This window comes from Streptomyces sp. NPDC002306 (assembly GCF_053593435.1).
The window spans coordinates 1-17,946 of sequence record NZ_JBSFCK010000012.1; the positions used below are offsets into that span (position 1 = coordinate 1).

15 protein-coding genes are annotated in these 17,946 nt (G+C 70.9%); 4 read left to right on the forward strand and 11 right to left on the reverse strand.

Translation table 11 applies throughout. The annotated features are described in order from the left end of the window. Positions 1 to 75: 75 nt before the first annotated feature. The 4 genes from ACWCQK_RS23430 to ACWCQK_RS23445 form a co-directional block, all read right to left on the reverse strand. On the reverse strand, positions 76 to 717 hold the full coding sequence (locus tag ACWCQK_RS23430) for a DUF1775 domain-containing protein (RefSeq protein WP_451157846.1): 642 nt from the start codon (positions 715 to 717) through the stop codon (positions 76 to 78). 99 nt (positions 718 to 816) lie between these two features. Then, positions 817 to 2,259: a copper resistance CopC/CopD family protein gene (locus ACWCQK_RS23435; RefSeq protein ID WP_451157848.1), complete on the reverse strand. Its 1,443-nt coding sequence runs from the start codon at positions 2,257 to 2,259 to the stop codon at positions 817 to 819. A 107-nt stretch (positions 2,260 to 2,366) separates the two neighbouring features. Beyond that, positions 2,367 to 3,701, reverse strand: coding sequence for a sensor histidine kinase (locus ACWCQK_RS23440; protein ID WP_451157850.1), 1,335 nt, complete (start codon positions 3,699 to 3,701; stop codon positions 2,367 to 2,369). Beyond that, positions 3,694 to 4,359, reverse strand: coding sequence for a response regulator (locus ACWCQK_RS23445; RefSeq protein WP_451157852.1), 666 nt, complete (start codon positions 4,357 to 4,359; stop codon positions 3,694 to 3,696). Before ACWCQK_RS23445 ends, ACWCQK_RS23440 begins: the two co-directional genes overlap by 8 nt. 168 nt (positions 4,360 to 4,527) lie before the next feature. On the opposite strand from ACWCQK_RS23445, the gene ACWCQK_RS23450 reads away from it, so the two are divergent. Beyond that, the gene (locus ACWCQK_RS23450) at positions 4,528 to 4,908 is read left to right on the forward strand and encodes a response regulator (protein WP_451157854.1); all 381 of its coding nucleotides are present in this window, start codon (positions 4,528 to 4,530) and stop codon (positions 4,906 to 4,908) included. A 203-nt stretch (positions 4,909 to 5,111) separates the two neighbouring features. Here the strand turns inward: ACWCQK_RS23450 and lepB are convergent, their stop codons facing one another. The 4 genes from lepB to ACWCQK_RS23470 form a co-directional block, all read right to left on the reverse strand. Further along, positions 5,112 to 5,657: a signal peptidase I gene (gene lepB, locus ACWCQK_RS23455; protein WP_451157856.1), complete on the reverse strand. Its 546-nt coding sequence runs from the start codon at positions 5,655 to 5,657 to the stop codon at positions 5,112 to 5,114. Next, the gene (locus tag ACWCQK_RS23460; protein WP_451157858.1) at positions 5,624 to 6,127 is read right to left on the reverse strand and encodes a hypothetical protein; all 504 of its coding nucleotides are present in this window, start codon (positions 6,125 to 6,127) and stop codon (positions 5,624 to 5,626) included. The genes lepB and ACWCQK_RS23460 overlap by 34 nt, the downstream gene beginning before the upstream one ends. Continuing rightward, complete coding sequence (locus ACWCQK_RS23465; RefSeq protein WP_451157860.1) at positions 6,111 to 7,730, reverse strand: multicopper oxidase family protein; 1,620 nt, start codon at positions 7,728 to 7,730, stop codon at positions 6,111 to 6,113. The genes ACWCQK_RS23460 and ACWCQK_RS23465 overlap by 17 nt, the downstream gene beginning before the upstream one ends. 497 nt (positions 7,731 to 8,227) lie before the next feature. After that, on the reverse strand, positions 8,228 to 10,216 hold the full coding sequence (locus tag ACWCQK_RS23470; protein ID WP_451157862.1) for a fibronectin type III domain-containing protein: 1,989 nt from the start codon (positions 10,214 to 10,216) through the stop codon (positions 8,228 to 8,230). A 225-nt stretch (positions 10,217 to 10,441) separates the two neighbouring features. Between ACWCQK_RS23470 and ACWCQK_RS23475 the strand changes: the two genes are divergently transcribed. Next, the gene (locus ACWCQK_RS23475) at positions 10,442 to 10,924 is read left to right on the forward strand and encodes a hypothetical protein (RefSeq protein ID WP_451157864.1); all 483 of its coding nucleotides are present in this window, start codon (positions 10,442 to 10,444) and stop codon (positions 10,922 to 10,924) included. A gap of 108 nt (positions 10,925 to 11,032) precedes the next feature. Here the strand turns inward: ACWCQK_RS23475 and ACWCQK_RS23480 are convergent, their stop codons facing one another. Next, positions 11,033 to 12,931: an FHA domain-containing protein gene (locus ACWCQK_RS23480; protein ID WP_451157866.1), complete on the reverse strand. Its 1,899-nt coding sequence runs from the start codon at positions 12,929 to 12,931 to the stop codon at positions 11,033 to 11,035. Positions 12,932 to 13,857: 926 nt separating this feature from the next. Between ACWCQK_RS23480 and ACWCQK_RS23485 the strand changes: the two genes are divergently transcribed. After that, positions 13,858 to 15,069 carry a glycoside hydrolase family 3 N-terminal domain-containing protein gene (locus tag ACWCQK_RS23485; protein WP_451157868.1) on the forward strand — a complete coding sequence of 404 codons (1,212 nt, stop codon included), beginning with the start codon at positions 13,858 to 13,860 and terminating at the stop codon, positions 15,067 to 15,069. A gap of 9 nt (positions 15,070 to 15,078) precedes the next feature. Here ACWCQK_RS23485 and ACWCQK_RS23490 read toward each other — a convergent pair whose 3' ends face one another. Together ACWCQK_RS23490 and ACWCQK_RS23495 are read right to left on the reverse strand one after the other, a co-directional pair. After that, on the reverse strand, positions 15,079 to 15,480 hold the full coding sequence (locus tag ACWCQK_RS23490) for a tautomerase family protein (protein ID WP_451157870.1): 402 nt from the start codon (positions 15,478 to 15,480) through the stop codon (positions 15,079 to 15,081). Between the two features lie 287 nt (positions 15,481 to 15,767). After that, entirely contained in the window at positions 15,768 to 16,550 is a 783-nt protein-coding gene (locus tag ACWCQK_RS23495; RefSeq protein WP_451157871.1) for an alpha/beta fold hydrolase, read from the reverse strand. 604 nt (positions 16,551 to 17,154) lie between these two features. Between ACWCQK_RS23495 and ACWCQK_RS23500 the strand changes: the two genes are divergently transcribed. Next, complete coding sequence (locus tag ACWCQK_RS23500) at positions 17,155 to 17,889, forward strand: flavin reductase family protein (protein ID WP_451157873.1); 735 nt, start codon at positions 17,155 to 17,157, stop codon at positions 17,887 to 17,889. The last annotated feature ends 57 nt before the right edge of the window (positions 17,890 to 17,946 follow it).

A 17,946-nucleotide genomic window follows, 5' to 3' on the forward strand; every position in this document is an offset into this window, starting at 1 on the left:
CCGAGGGCGTCCCGTTTCCTGTTCCGCGCCGGCGCGGAACAGGAAACGGGACGCGTCGATGTGCAGGTAGCCGCCTCAGCGCGGTGCGGGACTTCGGCGTCGTGCCGCCCAGCGCGCCAGCGGAAGCCCCGTTGCCGTCAGGAGGAACAGCACGCCGCAGACGGCGGCCGCCGTCCACGCGTCGCCCAGGCCCACCGGGGCCCGCGTCGCGGAATCGGCGGCGGACGCTCCGGTGAGGCTCAACACGGGGGCGGGGTGCTCCGGTTCGGGTTCCCCCGGCACCGTCTCCTGGTCCCAGGAGACGACTTCGCCGTCGTCGTACTCCTGCCGGGTCACGAAGGTCAGGGCCGGCACCCCGGTGGGCACGCGGTCGATGTGGAGGACGAAGTCGACGCCGTTCTCGCCGCTGATCGCACCGCCGGACCAGCCGACGGCCCTGCCCGCGTCACCGCCGGTCGACGGCTCGGCGGTCCAGCCGCGCACCTGCTCGGCGCGTATCCCTCGTACGCCCTCCGGCGCCTCGATCCGTACGCCGACGGTCCGCGCGGGCGCCTTCTCGTTCGGCACGTGGAACGTCATCCGCACGTCTGTCGCGCCCGGTGCCACCGCCGCGTCGGAGTGGACATGCACATGCGCCCAGGCGGGGGCCGCCGTTCCCGTCAGCAGCCCCGCGGTGATCAGGACCACGGCCGCCCGGGCCGGGCGAAGGAGCTTCATGGGTGATTCCTCTCAGGAGTGTGTGACCGTGGGCACGGCTGGAGGCGCGTGCGAGGCGGGGGTGTCCCGGACGGCGTCGGCGGGACGGGAGGAACGCGGTCAGACCGGCGGGCCGACCGCGACGAGGGCCGCGGTGACCCCCAGTACGCCCGCCGCGACCAGCAGTTCGCCGAGGAGGCCGCGCCGCAGGGACCGTACGAGCGCGGCGTCCGGCAGCGTCGGCAGGGGCTCCGCGGTGAAGGTCGGCGTGGTCAGGGTCGCCCCCGTGAGGGTCGGCGTGGTCGGGGTCGCCCCCGTGAGGGTCCGTGTCGTCTCCCCTGCACCGCTCGACAACGAAAGCGCCGGGCGGGCCGTGTGGCGGTGGACCCAGCGGCGGGCCATGCCGCCGAGCGCGACGACCACGGCGACTCCGGCCGACTTCAGCAGCAGCAACCGGCCGAACCGGGTGTCGAGGAGATGGCCGACGGAGCCCACCTCGCGCCAGGCCTGGTACGTCCCCGTCACGACGAGGACGACCACGCTGCCGCTTGCCAGCCGTGAGAACCGGGGCAGCACGCGGACCAGTTCGACCACGTGGGCGGGCCGCGACAGGACGGCCGCGAGCAGGGCGAGTCCGCCCAGCCAGAGCGTCATCGCCGCCAGGTGGGCGAGGTCGGCGGCCACCGCGAGCGGCGCGTGGCGCCCGTCGACGGCGTGCCCGGTCAGCGGCCAGGTGCCCCAGAGCACGGTGACGGCGGCCGTCGTCCCCAGGACCAGCGGTCTGGCCGGCCTGTCCCGGCCGCCGGACGCGGTGGCCAGGGTGGTCGCGACGCCCAGCGCCAGCAGGGAGTAGAAGCGCACCGCGTAGGCGTCGTCGGCCGGGGCTGCGTGCTGATGGGCGTCCGAGCCCGACCAGACCTCGGCCAGCGGACGGGCGTCGGCCCAGACGGTGTCGACGGCCAGGGCCGCGACCGTACCGGCCGCCAGCAGGACGAGTCCGCCCCACACCAGCCCACGGGTCCCGCGGTCGCGCAGGCCGGCCGGCCACAGCCACAGCACGACCAGCAACACGCCCGGTCCCAGGGCGAGTCCGGCGTAGCCGAGTCCCCGGGCCGCCCCGAGGAGCCGGCCGGCCCAGGCACCGCTCGTACCACCGGGCGAGGGCACGACGCCGACGACCTGGCTGGTCCTCCCGATGGAGAACCGGTAGGTGCCCGCGACGGGATGGCCGTCGGCCGACGTCACCTGCCAGGCCACGGAGTAGGTGCCCGCGCGCAGGCCGCCGGGCAGAGCCGTCCGGACGGTCCGCCGCCGTACGTCGTCGGGGTGACCGCCGAGGTCGACCCGGCGCATGTGGTCGTCGAACACGCGGACCGCGTCGGCCCCCGCCGTCACCGGCCGGCGGAACGTCAGCGCCACCTGGGCCGGCAGCCGCGGCAGCACCTGGCCGATCGCGGGATCGCTGGACAGCAGGCCGGTGTGCGCGGCGGCCCGCCCCGCGGACGCGGCCCCCAGGCCGAGGACGCAGAGAACAAGACAGAGCATGCTGATGATGCGGCGCATCCGACTCCCCCCGGGTGCCCTTGTCGTGCGGCGCATCCAGAGTGGCGTTCTCCGACGGTCACCGGCAGCCTCGCCCTTGGGGGTGTGGTCCCCTCAAAACGAGGGGGTCAGGCCCGTACCGGCAGCACGGTGCGTACCTCGGTGCCGCCGCCGGCGCGCTCGGCGATCGTGACCTCTCCGTCCAGCTCGGCCGCCGTGTCCCGGATGAGCTGGAGCCCGAGATGCCCGGTGGGGCCGAGAGCGGTACCCGGCCCCTTGCCGTCGTCCGCCACCCGGACCAGCAGCCGGTCCTCGCTGCCGGTGACGTCGATCCAGGCCTGCCTGGCCTCGGCGTGCTTGAGGATGTTGGTCACGCACTCCCGCGCGCAGCGGTAGGCGGCGGCAGCCACATCCGGCCCCAGCGCGGCCCGCACGTCGACGGTCGTGCCGACGGTGATCCCCTCCCGGCGCAGGCGCCCGGCGAGCAGTTCGACCGCCTGCGGCAGCCCGTCCTCGGTGAGGTCCGGCGGGTAGATGTCCACCATCATCGTGCGGAGCGAGCCGACGGCGCCGCGCAGCACCTCGGAGACCCTGTCGAGCATGCCGCCCGCCACGGTCCCGGTGCCGGGCGGCAGGTCGGCGCGGACGGCCTCGAGGGCGTACCCGGCCCCGGCGAGGTCCTGGACCACGCCGTCGTGGAGGTCGCGGGCGATCGCGCGCCGTTCCCGCTCCGACGCGGTGAGCGCCTTGGCGAGCAGTCGGCTCCGCTCCACGTCGGCCTGGCTGACCCGGCGCAGGAGCTGCACCGACACCGGGAGTTGGGCCACGAGCAGAAGCAGCAGCGCCAGGAGCGAGAACGGGACGAGGGTCCGCATCAGCTCGGTCCGCGCGGCGGCCACCCGGTCGTCGGTGGAGTACACCTCGAGCGCCAGCCGTTCGCCGGAGGCCAGGTCCAGGGGCACGTAGACCTCCACGAGTCGGCCGCCGCCCCGATGCGGCTCGGTGACGTTCTCCTCGTCGGACAGGTCGGAGAGGTCCGCCCAACTCGCGTGCTGGTCGATGGTCTTGCGCACGTCGTCGTTGAGGGGGAAGGACATTCCGATGGCGTGGTGCTCGTTCGAGTAGAGCACGTCGCCCCGCCGGTTCCACACCTTCACGCGGACGACGCCGCCCTCGTCCTGCCGGGCCTGGACCGCCTCGTCGAGCTGCGCGCGCACGGACCGGTCGCCGTGGATCAACCGTGGCATGACCGGCTTGAAGATCACGTTGCCCATCAACTGCGCGGACCGCGCCGCCTCCGCGAGCGCGGTCTTCTTGGCGATCGACTCGGCCGCGAACACGGTGGCCGCGCCCACGAGCGCGAAGGCCCCGAGTCCGATGAGGACCATCGCGATCACCGCCCGCCGGACCGTTCTGCTGCCCCCCGACTCCGCCGGCGGGACCACGCCCCTCCGGTCAGCCATCGCTGTGCGCCTCGACGAGACCCAGTTGTTGTGCCTTCACCACGGCCTGCAGCTGCGACCGCACCCCGAGCTTGAGGTGGATCGACTTCACATAGCCGCGGCAGGTGTTGACGCTGATCCCGAGCAGTCTGGCGATCGCCGCGGGTGCCAGCCCCTTGCTCATCATCGTGAGCACCTCGGACTCCCGGGCGGTCAGGCTCGCCGCTCCGGGATCCCTTGTGGCCCGCGGCCGGGCCGGCTCACCGAACATCGAGGCCGACACCAGCATCGAGCCCTGCCGTACGGCCCGCAGGACGGTGAGCATCTCCTCCAGCGAACCGGACTTGGGCACGAACGCGCTCGCGCCCGCCCGCGCGGCCCGTACCACCCAGTCCGGATCGCGGTGCGCCGAGACGATCACGACGATCGCGTCCGGCGTCGCCTCACGGATGCGCCGTGTGACATCCAGGCCGCACTCCGCGCCCAGCGAGATGTCCATCACGACCATGTCCGGCCGTTCCCTGGCCGCCAGGTCGACGGCCGCTGCCCCGGTGCCCGCCCATCCCGCGCAGTCGAAGTCCGGCTGAGATCCCAGCGCGAAGGCCAGCAGCTCGGCGAACGTCCGATGGTCGTCGACGATCAGTACCCGCGTCGTCGGCGAACCCCCTTGTTCCCCCATGTTCCCCCCACCCCGACGGACCGCCACCGTGGCCGGTACGCACATGCCATGGAACCACGGCGTAGTTGAAAGGAACCACTACTTGTGAAGGAATGGTGTTGATTCCGGGCTGTCGACCCCTCCGGTTTGGGGATGGCCGTGACGCCCGGGACCAGGCACCGTGGAACCATGCCGATTCGCCTGCTCGTCGTCGACGACCACCCGCTCGTGCGGGACGCCCTGGCCGGCGCCCTCGGCCGGAGCACGCTCGTGGATGTGGTGGGAGTGGCGTGCGACGGCGCGGAAGCGGTCGAGGCGGGGGTACGGCTCCTGCCGGACGTGGTCCTCATGGATCTGGTCATGCCCGTCCTGGACGGGGCCGAGGCGACCGGCCGGCTGCTCGCCCTGCGGCCCCAGACCCGGGTCGTGGTGCTGACCTCCGCGGTCGGCGGACGACTGGAGCAGGCGGCGGTGAACGCCGGGGCCTGCGCGGTCCTGCACAAGGACGTCGGGATCGACGCGGTGCTCGACGCCATCGTGGCGGCCGCCCACGAAGGTGTGAACCCGTGATCAGGGGGTGTGATCCGTGATGCGGCGCGCGGGGCCGGTCCGGACGGTCCCACGCACGTGATCAGCCTCCTGCGCCATGACCGGTCACACGGCCCGCCACCCCGGCCACCGCCGGTCACACTCCCCGCCACCCGGGCCACCGCCGGTCACACTCCCCGCCTCCCGGGCCATCGCCGGTCACGGTCCCCCGAACCACGCACCGATCACAGCCGTCCGGGCCGTGGCCACCAGCGCAGGACGACCCGTCCCGTCACCTTCGTGACGGGGACCGGACCGAACTGCCGGGAATCGACGGAGTGTCTGCGGTTGTCGCCCAGTACGAAGACGGTGCCGGCCGGAACCCGCGCGGGCCCGTAGTACAGGCCGTCGACGGTCTCCGGGTCCACCGCCGGCTCCGCGACGGCGTGGCCGTTCACCTCCAGGACCCCGTCCTCGATGGCGACGGTGTCCCCGGCCACCGCCACCACCCGTTTGATCAGGCGTGCGTCGGTCCCGTGGAACACCACGAGGTCACCGCGCCGGGGCGGCGCGTCGCGGTACGCGCGCTCGTCGACGAGCAGATGGTCCCCGGCCCGCAGCGTCGGTTCCATGCTGGTCGACTCGACCCGCACCGGCCGCACAAGGAAGGTGCCGGCCACCAGGACCACGGCCACCACCGCGAGCAGGGCGGTGCGCGCAGCGACGGTCCGTCGTGCGGCGCGCCGCCCCGGCGGGGTCAGCCGAGCAGGCCGGTCGACCTGAGCGTCCACAGCACCGTCCCGATGACGAGGAGTCCGTTGCCGGCCCAGGACCGCCCGCGACCGGAGAGGGTGCGCACCAGCACGAGCAGGGCGGCGAGTTGGGCGATCAGCACGACCATCGCGAGCGGATCGGCCAGGAGCGGCTCGCCGCGCGGCCCGAGGGTCGCACCGGTACCGACGGCGACGGACCGCAGGCCGATCAGCAGACCGAGTCCGAGGACCGCGGACAGGGCGGCGGCCGCGCGCCGCGAGGCCCACACCCACCGAGCGAGAACGAGCTGGACGACCGCCGCCGCCAGGAACGGCAGCGACACGGCCAGGCCGTACGCCAGGTTCTGCTGGAAGACCACCAGGTCCCCGGCGGCCGCGGCGGCGCAGAGCGGCGACGCGACGCGGCGGCCCGGGACATGCCGGTCGGATCGCGGGCCGGTCACGGGGGTGGCGCCCTCGGCGGGGCACGCCTCAGTAGAGGGTGTCATCGTCGTCTCCGAGCGTCGGGCCGGGCTCGGACCTGGCCGGGTCCGCGTAGACCGGGTGGTGCTCGCCGGCGGGCGGCCCGACCCGGAACTGGGCCATCATGTCGTGGTCCTCGTGCACCAGGTTGTGGCAGTGGATCATGTAATACCCGGTGTTCGGGCCGAACTTGACCACCATGCGTACGGTCTCGTTCTCGCCGACGTACACGGTGTCCTTGCCGCCGAGTTCCCAGGGGGACGGTGGCTTGCCGTTGCGGTCCAGGACCTTGAAGTCGACCAGGTGCACATGGACCGGGTGCCACCAGCCGCCGGACTTGTTCTCGAACTCCCAGATCTCGGTGTCCCCGAGCCCCGGATCGGCCCAGACGTACTCGTAGTCGGAGGCGATCACATCCGCCCAGGTCTTGCCGTTGACGGTCCAGGCGCCGTTCTTGCGGACGAACTCGAACTTGCGGGTCTTCTTCGCCATCGCCGCGGTCAGGTCCATCGCCGGGGCGTTCGGGTTCAGCTGCTCCGGGATCGTGTTGCCGGACAGGTCGGTGGGGTCGCCGGTGACGTCGAAGGCCATCACGTCGCCGGTGGTGTCGAAGTCCTCGACGTTCGGCACGCTGAGGTTCCTGAGCACCACGCGCTGGCCGGTCCGGTACTTGGCGAAGTCGATGATCACTTCGTAGCGTTCGGCGATGCCGTGCCGGTAGCTGGTCGCCGAGCGCGGCTGCGGCATCAGGCCCGCGTCCGTACCGATGAAGACGAACGGGTCGCCGGTGCTCAGCGCGAACTTGAAGCCCCGTGAGATCGAGCCGTTCAGGATGCGGAAGCGGTATTTGCGCCGCTCGACCTTCATCACCGGCCAGGGCCGCCCGTTGACCAGGATCACGTCACCGAAGATCCCGGAATGGCCACCGTCGTCGTACAGCAGTTGTCCGTCGCGGTCGAACATGGCGTCCCGGACGATCAGCGGCACGTCGTACCGGCCGTGCGGGATCGGCAGCGACTGTTCCAGGGTGTCGTGCATCGTGTACATCGCGGCGAGGCCCATGTACGCGTTCTCGGCCGTGTGGTGGACGCCGTGGTCGTGGTACCAGAGCGTGCGCGCGTCCTGGAAGTTCGGGTAGTGGTAGTCCTTGTACTCGCCCGGCCGCGTCACGTCGCTGGCGTAGCCGTCGAACTCCGGCAGCGAGGCCGATCCGTGCAGGTGGACCGAGGTCCACGACTCGTACCCCAGGCGTGGGTGCACCCGCGGCAGGTCGTTGATCTGCCGTACGACGACCGGCCGGCCCCGGACGGCCCGGATCGTCGGGCCGCCGAACGTCCCGTTGTACGACCAGGTCTCCGTCTTCATGCCGGGCAGGATCTCGGTCATCGCGCTGCGCATGCTGATGGTGTAGTAGTCGGTGGTGCTCGACCGCTTGGTCGGCACGGCCTCCGGCGGCACCGCGAACGGCACGGTGAACGGCTTCGGGAATTTGCTGACGGCGATCCGGTCCGAAGCGGTCTTGGCGCGTACGACGCGTTCGAGCGGCAGTGTCAGGGCCGCCGACGCGAGGACGCCGAACTTCATCAGGTCACGCCTGGACAGCGCGTTGTCGTGCATGTGCGTGCTCACCCCCATGGTGGGCCGCCGTGACGGCGGCTCGGGCCCTGCTCTCCCCCTGGAGTCGCGGATGCCCTGGTCTTCTCGGTTTCTCGGTGCTGCCTTCTGTACTGGTCGTGCGCGCGGCGGGCCGCGTGCGGCGCCGCACCCGCGTACCGGCGCGAGCGTGGTGCCGTACGTGGGAACGGGCCGTGCGCCCGTGCTCCTCGGCCGCGTGGGGGCGGCTCGCGGTGTTCCTGAACGCACCGCTGAGGAGACGTGACCGGGCGGGTCGGGACAGCGGGCAGCCGGTGGAGGGGGATCCACCGGCTGCCCGGGTGGACCAGGGCAGCCGGTGAGCGGGGGGCTCCCGTCGGCTGCCCTGTCCTGTCGGGCGCCCCGGCGGGTGGTGTTCGCCGGGCGGTGTTCGCCGGGCGGTGTTCGCTCCGTGCCGGGGCTTCGGGCGGGGCGGCCGGGGCCTTTCGTTCGGACCAGCCCGGTGTCGCGGGGTGTGGCAGGCGCCTCCGCCCCTAGCCGTTGGGCACGGTCACCGGTCCCAGGGTTCCGCCCTTGTCGGAGGTGAGGTAGACCGGGGACGGGTTGGTGGTCGCGGCGCTGCCGGCCCGCAGCCGCAGGCTCCATGTGCCGTTGACCGCGCCCGCCGCCGGTGGCTGCACGATCACGTTGGTGGCGAAGACGGGACCGTTCGGCGAGCCGGACCGGAGCGTCAGCGACGCGCCGGGGATCGACCCGGTGCCTTCGAGCCGCAGGTCTCCGGACTTCCACTTGGCGAGGGTGATCGCGATCTTGTCGACCACGGGCACCTTGGGGGTGACCTCGACCGGTGTGGACGCGGCGCCCTTGCCGACCGCGTTCACGGCGAGGACCGTCACGGCGTACTTCGTGTCGTTCGTGAGCCCGGTGAGCAGCACGCTGGACGCGCTGGGCCCGGCCGTGGTGGTGACGGGAGCCCCGGAGGCGGGCGTCGCGGTGATCTCGTAGCCCGTGACCGGCGAGGTGCCCGGGTCCTCGGGCGCCGTCCAGCGCACGGTCGCGCTCGCGTGGGAGCCCTGTACGGTCACCGGCCGTGGCGCGCTCGGCGTCCTGGCCGATCCGAAGGTGTACTTCTCCAGCCTGGCCTGCGAGGCGTTGCCGGCCGGGTCGAAGGCCACGAACCGCAGGGTCCGCGGCCCGTCGGCGGCCTTCAGGTCGAACGGCCCGGTGTACGGCATCGCCGCGGGACCGCTGGTGCCCGCCTCCAGCGGGTCGGAACCGTCGAGCGTGTAGTAGATCTCCGAGCCCGCCTCGTCGGCGCTGAGGACGACCTGGGTGTCGGCCGTGTAGAGCCCGCCGCCGGGCCTGGCCGTGACGGTCGGTGGTGTGGCGTCTCCCGAGGCGGGGTCGCCCGGCAGCGCGGGCGGCCAGGATTCGCCGGTCCCACTGAACGATCTGACCTCGACCCGCCTGCCCTCGACGGAGCCCGGCAGGGTCGCCGAGGTCGCGTCCGGGTCGTTGACGCGGACGCCGACCTCGCTCTGCACTCCGTTCCTGCTGAGCTGGTCGACGGCTCGCACGGTGTATCCGAGGATCGGCGCCGCCCCCGGAGTCGGCTGCGGCGGAGTCCAGCTCACCGAGGTCGAGTCGCCCTCGTCGCGCACGACGACACCGGTGGGCGAGGCCGACGCCTGCTGCGCCGGCCCGGCCGGGCAGCCACCCATGCCGGGGCCGCCCACCTCGCCGAACTCCGCGATCGTCACGCCCTGGGTATTGCCGTCGGGGTCCTGGTCCTGCCAGCTCATGGCGATGAACAGCCCCTCGGCCGCCACGGCCGCCGTGTCCCCGTCGAGGAACTCGTACGTGGCGGTGAAGTTTCCGTCGGCCACCTGCACTCCGGAGGCGTAGCCGCCCTTCGGCGCGTTCGTCAGCGCGCCCGGCACGGCCCGCACGTCGCGGCGTGCCACCTCGGTGTCGCGCAGGGCCGGTTCGACGATCCGCTGTTCCAGGAACGTCGGGTCGACGGCGGGTCCGAGCCGTCCTTGGAGCACCAGCGTGGTCGGAGTGGTCAGGGTGCCGCCGGTGACGCCGAGATCGAGGGTCGTGGCGTCGGCCACCACCGCGCCCCCGAACTTGACCGACACGACGTCACCGGCGCGGATGTCGGGTGTCACCTGGGGGCCGCCGCCCGCACCCCAGCACAGGCCGCCGGGGTGGTTCACCTCGATGGCCGGGTTGCCCGCCGCGATGGAGGCCGCCGACGCCATCGTGCCGACGGCGGAGCCGACGAGGCCGACGCGAGGGCGCTGCACCTCGATGGTCACCTGCTCGCCCGCGTGCTCGGAGAACCCGTCGATCGAGACGAAGTCCCGGTCCGGGAAAATGGTGATGTTGTCCGGGAAGGCCGGAACGGCGGCGTGGGCGGTGACGGGCGCGACCGAGGCGCTGATCACCATGCCGGAGATGACGAGACCGGCGGCGGCGGTGCGCTTCCCCCTGCCCCCGCCTCGCGCGAACTTACTCATGACGACTTCCCCTCCTTGGCCGTACCCGGACCGACCTGTGCCGGGCAGTCGGCAGCGATGAGCGAGTCCCAGAGTGGCTGACCCCCCTTCGCCCCGGCAGCCTTGTCTTGGGCACCCCCCTCTCCCCAATCTGGAGGGGTCGTCCCGGCGACCGGCCCGGCGACCGGCCGGGGCGGGGAATCTCGTTCCTCGGGGTGGCGGTCGGGGCGGGGCGGGGATACTGCGGTGGTGCTGTTGACGTGGATCGCCGAAGTGGCGGACGAGACCCTGGTGCTGGAACCCGCCGACCGGCGGGTGGAGTGGGAGACCAACACCTGGTCGCTGAGTGCGGCGGAGGAGGACAGGGGTTCGCTGTCCGTCGCCGAGGTGGTGGCCGCCTTCGAGCGGACCTCCGCCGCCATCCGAAGTCGCGTGCGCGAGATGGGATTTCCCGGGGAGGCGACGTTCTACGTATGGCACGACGCGCAGGCCGGGCACCTCCGGTGCTCGACCGGTTCCGTGTCCCGGGACGCGCTGCCCTTCAGCGGTGCCTACGCGGTCTGCGACGATCTCGCCCCGGTCGTCGTGGAGTTCCTGGCCGACCTCGAACCGGGCTTCCTCGCCCGGGCGGACCTGGGCGAGGTGCGGACCCACCCCGAGTGGACCGGGACCGAGCCGGAGATCACGCCGCTGCGTGTCTGGGCCGATGGTGTCGGATCCTCACACTGACCGGGCCCCGCCCGTCCACGCGAGAGAGCACTCCCCACCCGGGGTGGCGACGCCGCCCGACAGGTCGAGCGTGGCCGCCACCCCGGTTCCGGACAGGCCTGGCGGGTCTCAGAGTTGGGCGGCCGGCTCCAGGGCCTCGACGGCCGCTGCCGCGGCGGCGGAGTCCTGACCGTAGAAGATGTCGATGTCGACCTCCTCGCCCCCCATGGTGAGGGTGTCCCAGGCGCCGCTGAGCACCAGCATGCGCAGCGTGCTGCCCTCCAAGGTCCCCAGCCGTTCCAGGATCGCCTCGTCGTCCGGCATGCCGGGCATACGCGTCGCCAGTCGGGAGCGGATTCCGCGCAGCCGCTCCAGCAGCGTCGCGGTGTCCGCCTCGCGGTCCGGCTCCTCGGCGATTCCGTCGATGCCGTGCGCGATGATGTCCTTGATGGCCCAGGTGGCGCCCTGGTCGTCGGTGGTCACCATCGCCTTCCAGGCGCGGCTCTTGTGCCGATACTGGAGCATCGACATGGCGGCCTCGTGGCGCAGGAAGTCCGCGTCCCGGAAGGGCTTGCCGTTCCAGGCTCCGTTGAGGGATCGCGCGAGCGAGATCGCGGAGGCCAGACCGCTGTTGAGGCCCCGGCCCGGCCAGAAGTGGATCGCGTTGGCGGCATCGCCCAGCAGGAAGCCGTACGTGCCCGTCGAGTTGGCTGTGGGCGGCAGCAACTCGGCGGTGAAACGCGGGCGTTGCACCATGTCCAGGCGGAAGGAGGTGACCGCGCTCAGGTCGTCCGACTCGACGCCGAACAGACGCAGCCCTTCGCCGACCCGCTTCCACAGGGCCGAGCCCCGGATGAGAGCCGGGAGGAAGAGGGTGCTGTGCGTGGAGCACTGGAAGTCGCCGTGCTCGTCGCGCCCCATCAGACAGGGACGAGAGGCGATGCACTCCTCGAAGACGCGGCGCACCGGGTCGATGCCGACGACCTCCGCGGCCTCCGCGTCGGTCAGGCGCATGTTGAGGAAGCCCTCGCCGCGCAGGGAGTTGAGCAGGAACCGGTTCTGCCCGACGGTCAGCAGGACCGCCATGGGGTCGGTCAGGCCCGATTTCACGCGCAGGCCGAGGACCACGTCCTGGAGGTGGCGGTCGTTCAGCGAGTAGATGGACTCGTCCGCCTTGCCGAACTTGGCGGCGAAGTGCTCACGCGTGCGCGACCGGCCGCCGTCGCAGATCGCCAGTACGTGCTGGGTGGCCAGGGCGTCCTGCTGCTCGTCGATGCTGAAGCGGGCGGGGACGAGTTGGATGCGGCCCGACTTCCCGTTGGCCACTTCCAGCAACCGGTCCTCGATATAGGCGATGCGCATGTTGCGCGGGTGGTGATCGCCGATCGAGTCGGGGCCGGAGGGCCACATCTCGGTGTAGTGGTCCGGGTCGAAGAGCAGGGCCTGTACTTCCTCGGGCAGGCTGAGGTACTGGCGACTCTGCACGGTCACCACCTGCTGGCGGCGTACGTTGCCCTGGCTCTCGTCCTTCCAGACGATCTTGCGGCCCTGCTTGCGCCACCGGCCGTCGTAGACCGTGATGTTCACCTGGGCGCCGAGGAAGTGCTCCAGCAGCAGGGCGAGTGACAGACCCACGGGGCCTCCGCCCGCGATGGTGACCCGCAGCACCGGGCCGTGTTCGACCTCTTCGTCACCATGGGTCAGCGACCTCGGCAAGGAGAGCGCCATGATCGTCTCCATGGCGTCCGCGACCTCGAAGCGGAACTCCTGGTCCCCGATGGTGATCTCGTCCCCGGCCTTGAGGAGTTGGGAGTCGATCTCCTCGCCGTTCACCAGCGTGCCGTTGCTGCTGCCGCAGTCCTGGAGCACGTAGCCCTGGGTGTCGTCGAGAACGATTTCCGCGTGGAAGCGCGACACGCTCAGGCTGGAGATGACGACGGTGTTCTCGGGGTTGCGTCCGAAGGTGACCCGGGTGCCGATCACCGGTATGCGTTCTCCGGCCAGCAGCCCTTCGTGTGCAACAAGCACCGGCGCCACAGCACTTCCTTCCGAGGTTGACGAGGTTGCTGCTGCCGCGGTGCCACCGAACGCACCGTTGCGGGGGCGTGACCAGGCAGCGTGTGACGGGTAGGACGGAGCGACATTCGCTCGATGTTTTTGATCGGTGAACGGCTCGGTTTTGACGACAGCATAGCGTCGCTTGACCGGTACAGATGACCCATCATGCCCTGTTCCGCAGCCGTTCGGGAGAGGCCTTCCGGCGATGCCGGAGCGGAACGCGCCAGGGGCGTCATGGTCCTTCTGCGGCGCACGCGTCGCCCGCTGACGTGGTGTCAGCCGAGTGATGGTGCGCGTCGGCGATCGATGACCGATTCCGTCCTGTTCCGGCCTGCCGTATGGCCGAATTCGAGCCGCCCTCGTCGTGGAGTTGTGGAGTGACGGCCGGGCGCGCACCACCCCCGGCCGGCTTCACGCCGGCGGACGCGACCGGCGCGACGAGGCCGCCGCGCGTTCGGAGACCGGCGGCGGCTCCCTTCGCCGCCCGAAGGCACCCCGCGCCCCGCGCCACGTGTCCCGGCTGCCACGACACGTGTCGCGGCACTGGATGTACACCGCCCGTCCTGTTGGAGAATTCTTGCCCCGCTCGACGCCCGCCCGGCCGCCGGCGAACTCGCCCCGCCTCCCCCGCCGGAGTCCCCCGCGCCCCACATCCGGCATCAACCACCCCTGCCAACCCGGCTCCGCACAGCATGAGTTGACGTGCTCCGCCGACCCCGGCCCCGTGCCCCGACGTGCGACTACGGCGTCCCCGCCGCCCGCACGCCGGGCCCTCCACAGCAGAGGCGAACACCGTCGAATGGATGTACGTTTGGTGGTACTGGCTGTGTGACCGCCGTCGACGGCCGAGCAAGGAGCGCCCGGTCCGCAGGTCGGCGTACCGGAAGGGGCTCCGCATGACTTCGCAGCAGCTGCCGTCACAAGGACCGCAGGGCAGACGGGCGGTCTGGCCCGTCCCGCTGCTGACACTCTCGCTGGTGGCCGCGGGCCTGGGCGGCGCTTACACCTCGACCGCCGCGGCCGCACCTGAAGCACCCGCGGCCGAGAGTGCGGCAGCGACCTGCGTCGACAAGGTCTACGCCGGGATGACCGGGGCGCAACGGGTCGGCCAGCTCTTCATGGGGGGCGTCAACGCCGCGAAACCGGACCAGAAGCGGGTCCAGGTGCTGCGTCAGTACCACGTGGGGTCGGTGTTCCTGGCCGGACGGAGCAAGTCCGGTACGAAGGCGACCAAGTCGCTGGCCGACAGCCTTCAGGCGAAGGCGGACACGGTCTCGGGGCATCGCGTCGGCCTGCTGGTCTCCACCGACCAGGAGGGCGGCCAGGTACAGGTGCTGTCCGGCCCCGGCTTCTCGACCATACCGAGCGGGCTGGTGCAGGGAAGTTGGTCGACCTCGAAGCTTCGCAGTTCGGCCGCCGTGTGGGCGAAGCAGCTCAAGTCGGCCGGTGTGAACCTGAACCTCGCGCCCGTCGCCGACGTCGTCCCGGCGAGCCTCGGCAGGAACAACGCCCCGATCGGCCGGTACGACCGCGAGTTCGGCCATACCTCCACGACCGTGACCTCCCACAGCGGCGCCTTCGCCGCGGGCTTCGCCCAGTCCAAGGTGCTGACCACGTTCAAGCACTTCCCGGGACTCGGCTACGTCCGGGGCAACACCGACACCACGGCGAACGTGGTGGACTCGGTGACGACGAGCAGGAGCGCGAGCATCACGCCGTTCAAGTCGGGGATCAAGGCGGGCGCGCCTTTCGTCATGATCTCACTGGCCAAGTACAGCAAGATCGACTCGAAGCACCAGGCCGTGTTCTCCTCCACGGTGATCCAGGGGCTGCTGCGCAAGACCCTGGGATTCAAGGGCGTGGTGATCTCCGACGACCTCGGGAACGCGGTGGCGGTGAAGTCCGTGCCCGCCGGCAACCGCGCGGTGAACTTCCTGTCCGCCGGCGGTGACCTGGTCCTGACCGTCGAACCGAACCTGGTCCCGGCGATGGTCAAGGCCGTGCAGACCCGCATGTCGCAGTCCGCGGCCTTCCGGACCCAGGTGGACCAGAGCGTCCATCGCGTCCTGACCGCCAAGCAGAAGGCCGGCTTGCTGTACTGCGGCTGACCGCGGGACCTACCAGCGAGGGGCGCCTTCGGCGAGCTGGAGTTCGCCCCTGCCGAAGGAGAAGTTCTCGTTCGGTACCGGAACCAGCGCGACGAAGATGTCGTCGGGTGAGACGCCGAGAGCCTCGACCACCAGCTTGTTGATGGCCGAGGCCACGGCCCGCTTGTCCTCCAGGGGACGGTGAGCCCCGAGGAGCACCGTGATGATCATGGCGTCGTCGCCGCGCTGCATGCCCATGAACGTCGGATCCAGGAACAGTTCGCTCTCGCCGTGCTCACTGATCATGATGAAGCGGTCGCCCTCGGGAATGCCGAGACCCTGCACCAGCGACTGGTTGAGGGCATCGGCGAGCGCGCGCTTCTGCTCCGCCGAATAGCGGTTGGCCGGTATGTGGGCGTTGAAGACAGGCATCGGATTCTCCTTCTGACGGCGCGGGTCGCGATGGCGGCCGCCGCTTCGTTGTGGTCGGTGTCCGGTGAGTTCCGGGGCTTTTCCGTGTCCGGTGAGTTCCGGGGCTGTTGTATTTCCGGTGGATTCCGGAGCTGCTTCGTGTCCGGTGAGTTCCGGAGCTGTTCCGTATCCGATGAGTTCCGGAACCGTTCCGTGTCCGATGAGTTCCGGAGCTTTTCCGTGTCCGGTGGAGTCCGGAGCCGAGAGCGGGTCCGGCGACGCGGCAACGGTGAAAAATGGGCGGCGGCTCAGCCGCGCAGTTCCTCGGCCCCCGTCAGCAAGTGCTTCTCGATGAGCGCCACCGTGCGGGCGGGGGTTTCCATGGGGGGCAGATGCGCCGCGCCGTCGAGGACGCGGCGGTGCACGTCGCTGTACTGGGGGACGATCTGCTCCTCGGCCACAGCAGCGGTCAGGACGGGGTCGTACTGGCCGGTGAGGACGAGGACGGGCCGCTCGTAGCCCTGGACCTCGCTGGACACGTCGTCCTGGGTCCAGGTGCGAAGGTAGGCCCGCATGACCTCTGGATCGACCGCTTTGCGGGACGCCTCGTTCACGTAGCGGACGAACCCCGTCCCGAGCCGACCGCCGGTCACCGCCGAGATGACCGCGGCTCGTACGTCCAGGCTGTCCGCAGCACCCCCGAAGAACCTGGAACTGTCCGCGTCGAGCGGGAAGCCACGACTGGGGACCGCGCACAGCAGCACCAGGCTGCCCAGACGGTCCCGGACCGCAGGCTGACCGGAGACCCATTGCGCGGCCTGGCCGCCCATGGAGTGCCCGACCAGGTGGAACTCGTCCCATCCGAGCGCGTCGGCGACATCGACGAGATCGCGTCCCATCTCCGGGACGCCGTAGTCACCTGTCAGTCCCCGCGATGATCCGTACCCGCGGAAATCGGGAAACACCCACGTGAACCGTTCGGCGTCGAGAAAGGGCATCATGCATTCATAGCTTTCGTGGCCGGCGAGCCAGGAGTGGGCCCAGATGACCTTCGTCGCTCCGCTGCCCACGGTGTGGTGTCCAAGAGTCATGGAAATTTCTTTTCGTCGGGTCGAGAGCTTGAATTCGACGAATGCGGATGGTGGACACGGTTCCGGTGACAGGGAACGCTCACCAGAGTGATCGCCCTGGCCGAGATGCCCTCGCGAGCCGGGCCGGGCCGGCAGGCAAGGGCGGCCATTGGCCGTCGGCCGTCCACCTGCGGCGGAACCATCTGCGGCCGGTCCACCTGTGTTGTCGATCGGGTACCCGGATCCGGCAAGCCGTCTTAGTTAAGTCTCCGTCTGGAACCCAGGCACTGTCAAGGCTGGGTTCCAGATCGGAACCTTGGTGTAGCCTGGTACTGGCCGGGGATGTTTTCGGCCGGTCACCACCGGCCATCCCCGCCTACTCGGCGGCGAGTTGCGGTGCCCACCCCGACGGCGCACCGATTCCACAGAATTCATCCCGATATGGAATGAATGTGGACATAATCTTGTTTGAAAGAATCAAAGCACATACGCTTATGTCGTACGCGAAGGGATGCGAGCACCGCTCCGCATCCCTCCCCCGCCGTACGCATCACACCTCGGCAGTGGGCGTACGCCGGCGAAGCGCCGTCCCCCCTGCCGCCTCTCACCCGACGGAGAGTCTCCGATGATCATTGATGCCGCGGAGCTGGATGCCACTCACGCGTACAAACTGCTGGTCGGAAGCATCATCCCGCGCGCCGTGGCTTGGGTCAGCACGGTGTCCACCGAGGGCGTCGCCAACCTCGCGCCCATTTCGTTCTTCACCGCGGTCGGGCGGAAACCGCCCATGGTCTCGCTCACCCTGCAGCCGCAGGCGGACGGCGTCACGCTGAAGGACACCTTCGTCAACATCCGTGACACCGGCGAGTTCGTCACCAATCTGGTGACGCTGCCGCAAGCCCACGTCATGCACGACTCGGCGTTCGCGTTCGACCGTGATGTCGACGAGTTCGAGGCACTCGGTCTGGGCAAGGAGCCGTCCGAAGTGGTGCGCGCGCCCCGCGTCGAAGGTGCGCCGATCTCGTTCGAGTGTGTCGTCGACCGCATCATGCCCGTCGGGGACGCGGGCGATCAGGTGGTGTGGGGGCGGGTCGTGCGGTTCCACATCAGAGACGACCTGTATCTGGAGCGTGGGCGGATCGACACCGCCGCGGTGCCGGCCGTGGGCCGGCTCGCCGCCGAGTACACCCTGGTGGACAACGTCTTCTTCACGCCCCTCGACGAGGAGTTGCTCACCACCCGGGAGGGCCGCAGGATGCAGCGCCTGGACGCGCGGCCGACCGACTGGTCCCCGATCGACACCAAGGCGTGGTCCCCCTCGGGTGCGACGACCGCCCCCGACGAGCCGGCCCAGCCATGAGAGCGGGGTGGGCCGCCGTGTCCGTCCGCGGTCTCCTGAGCCGATCCGTCGAGGGAT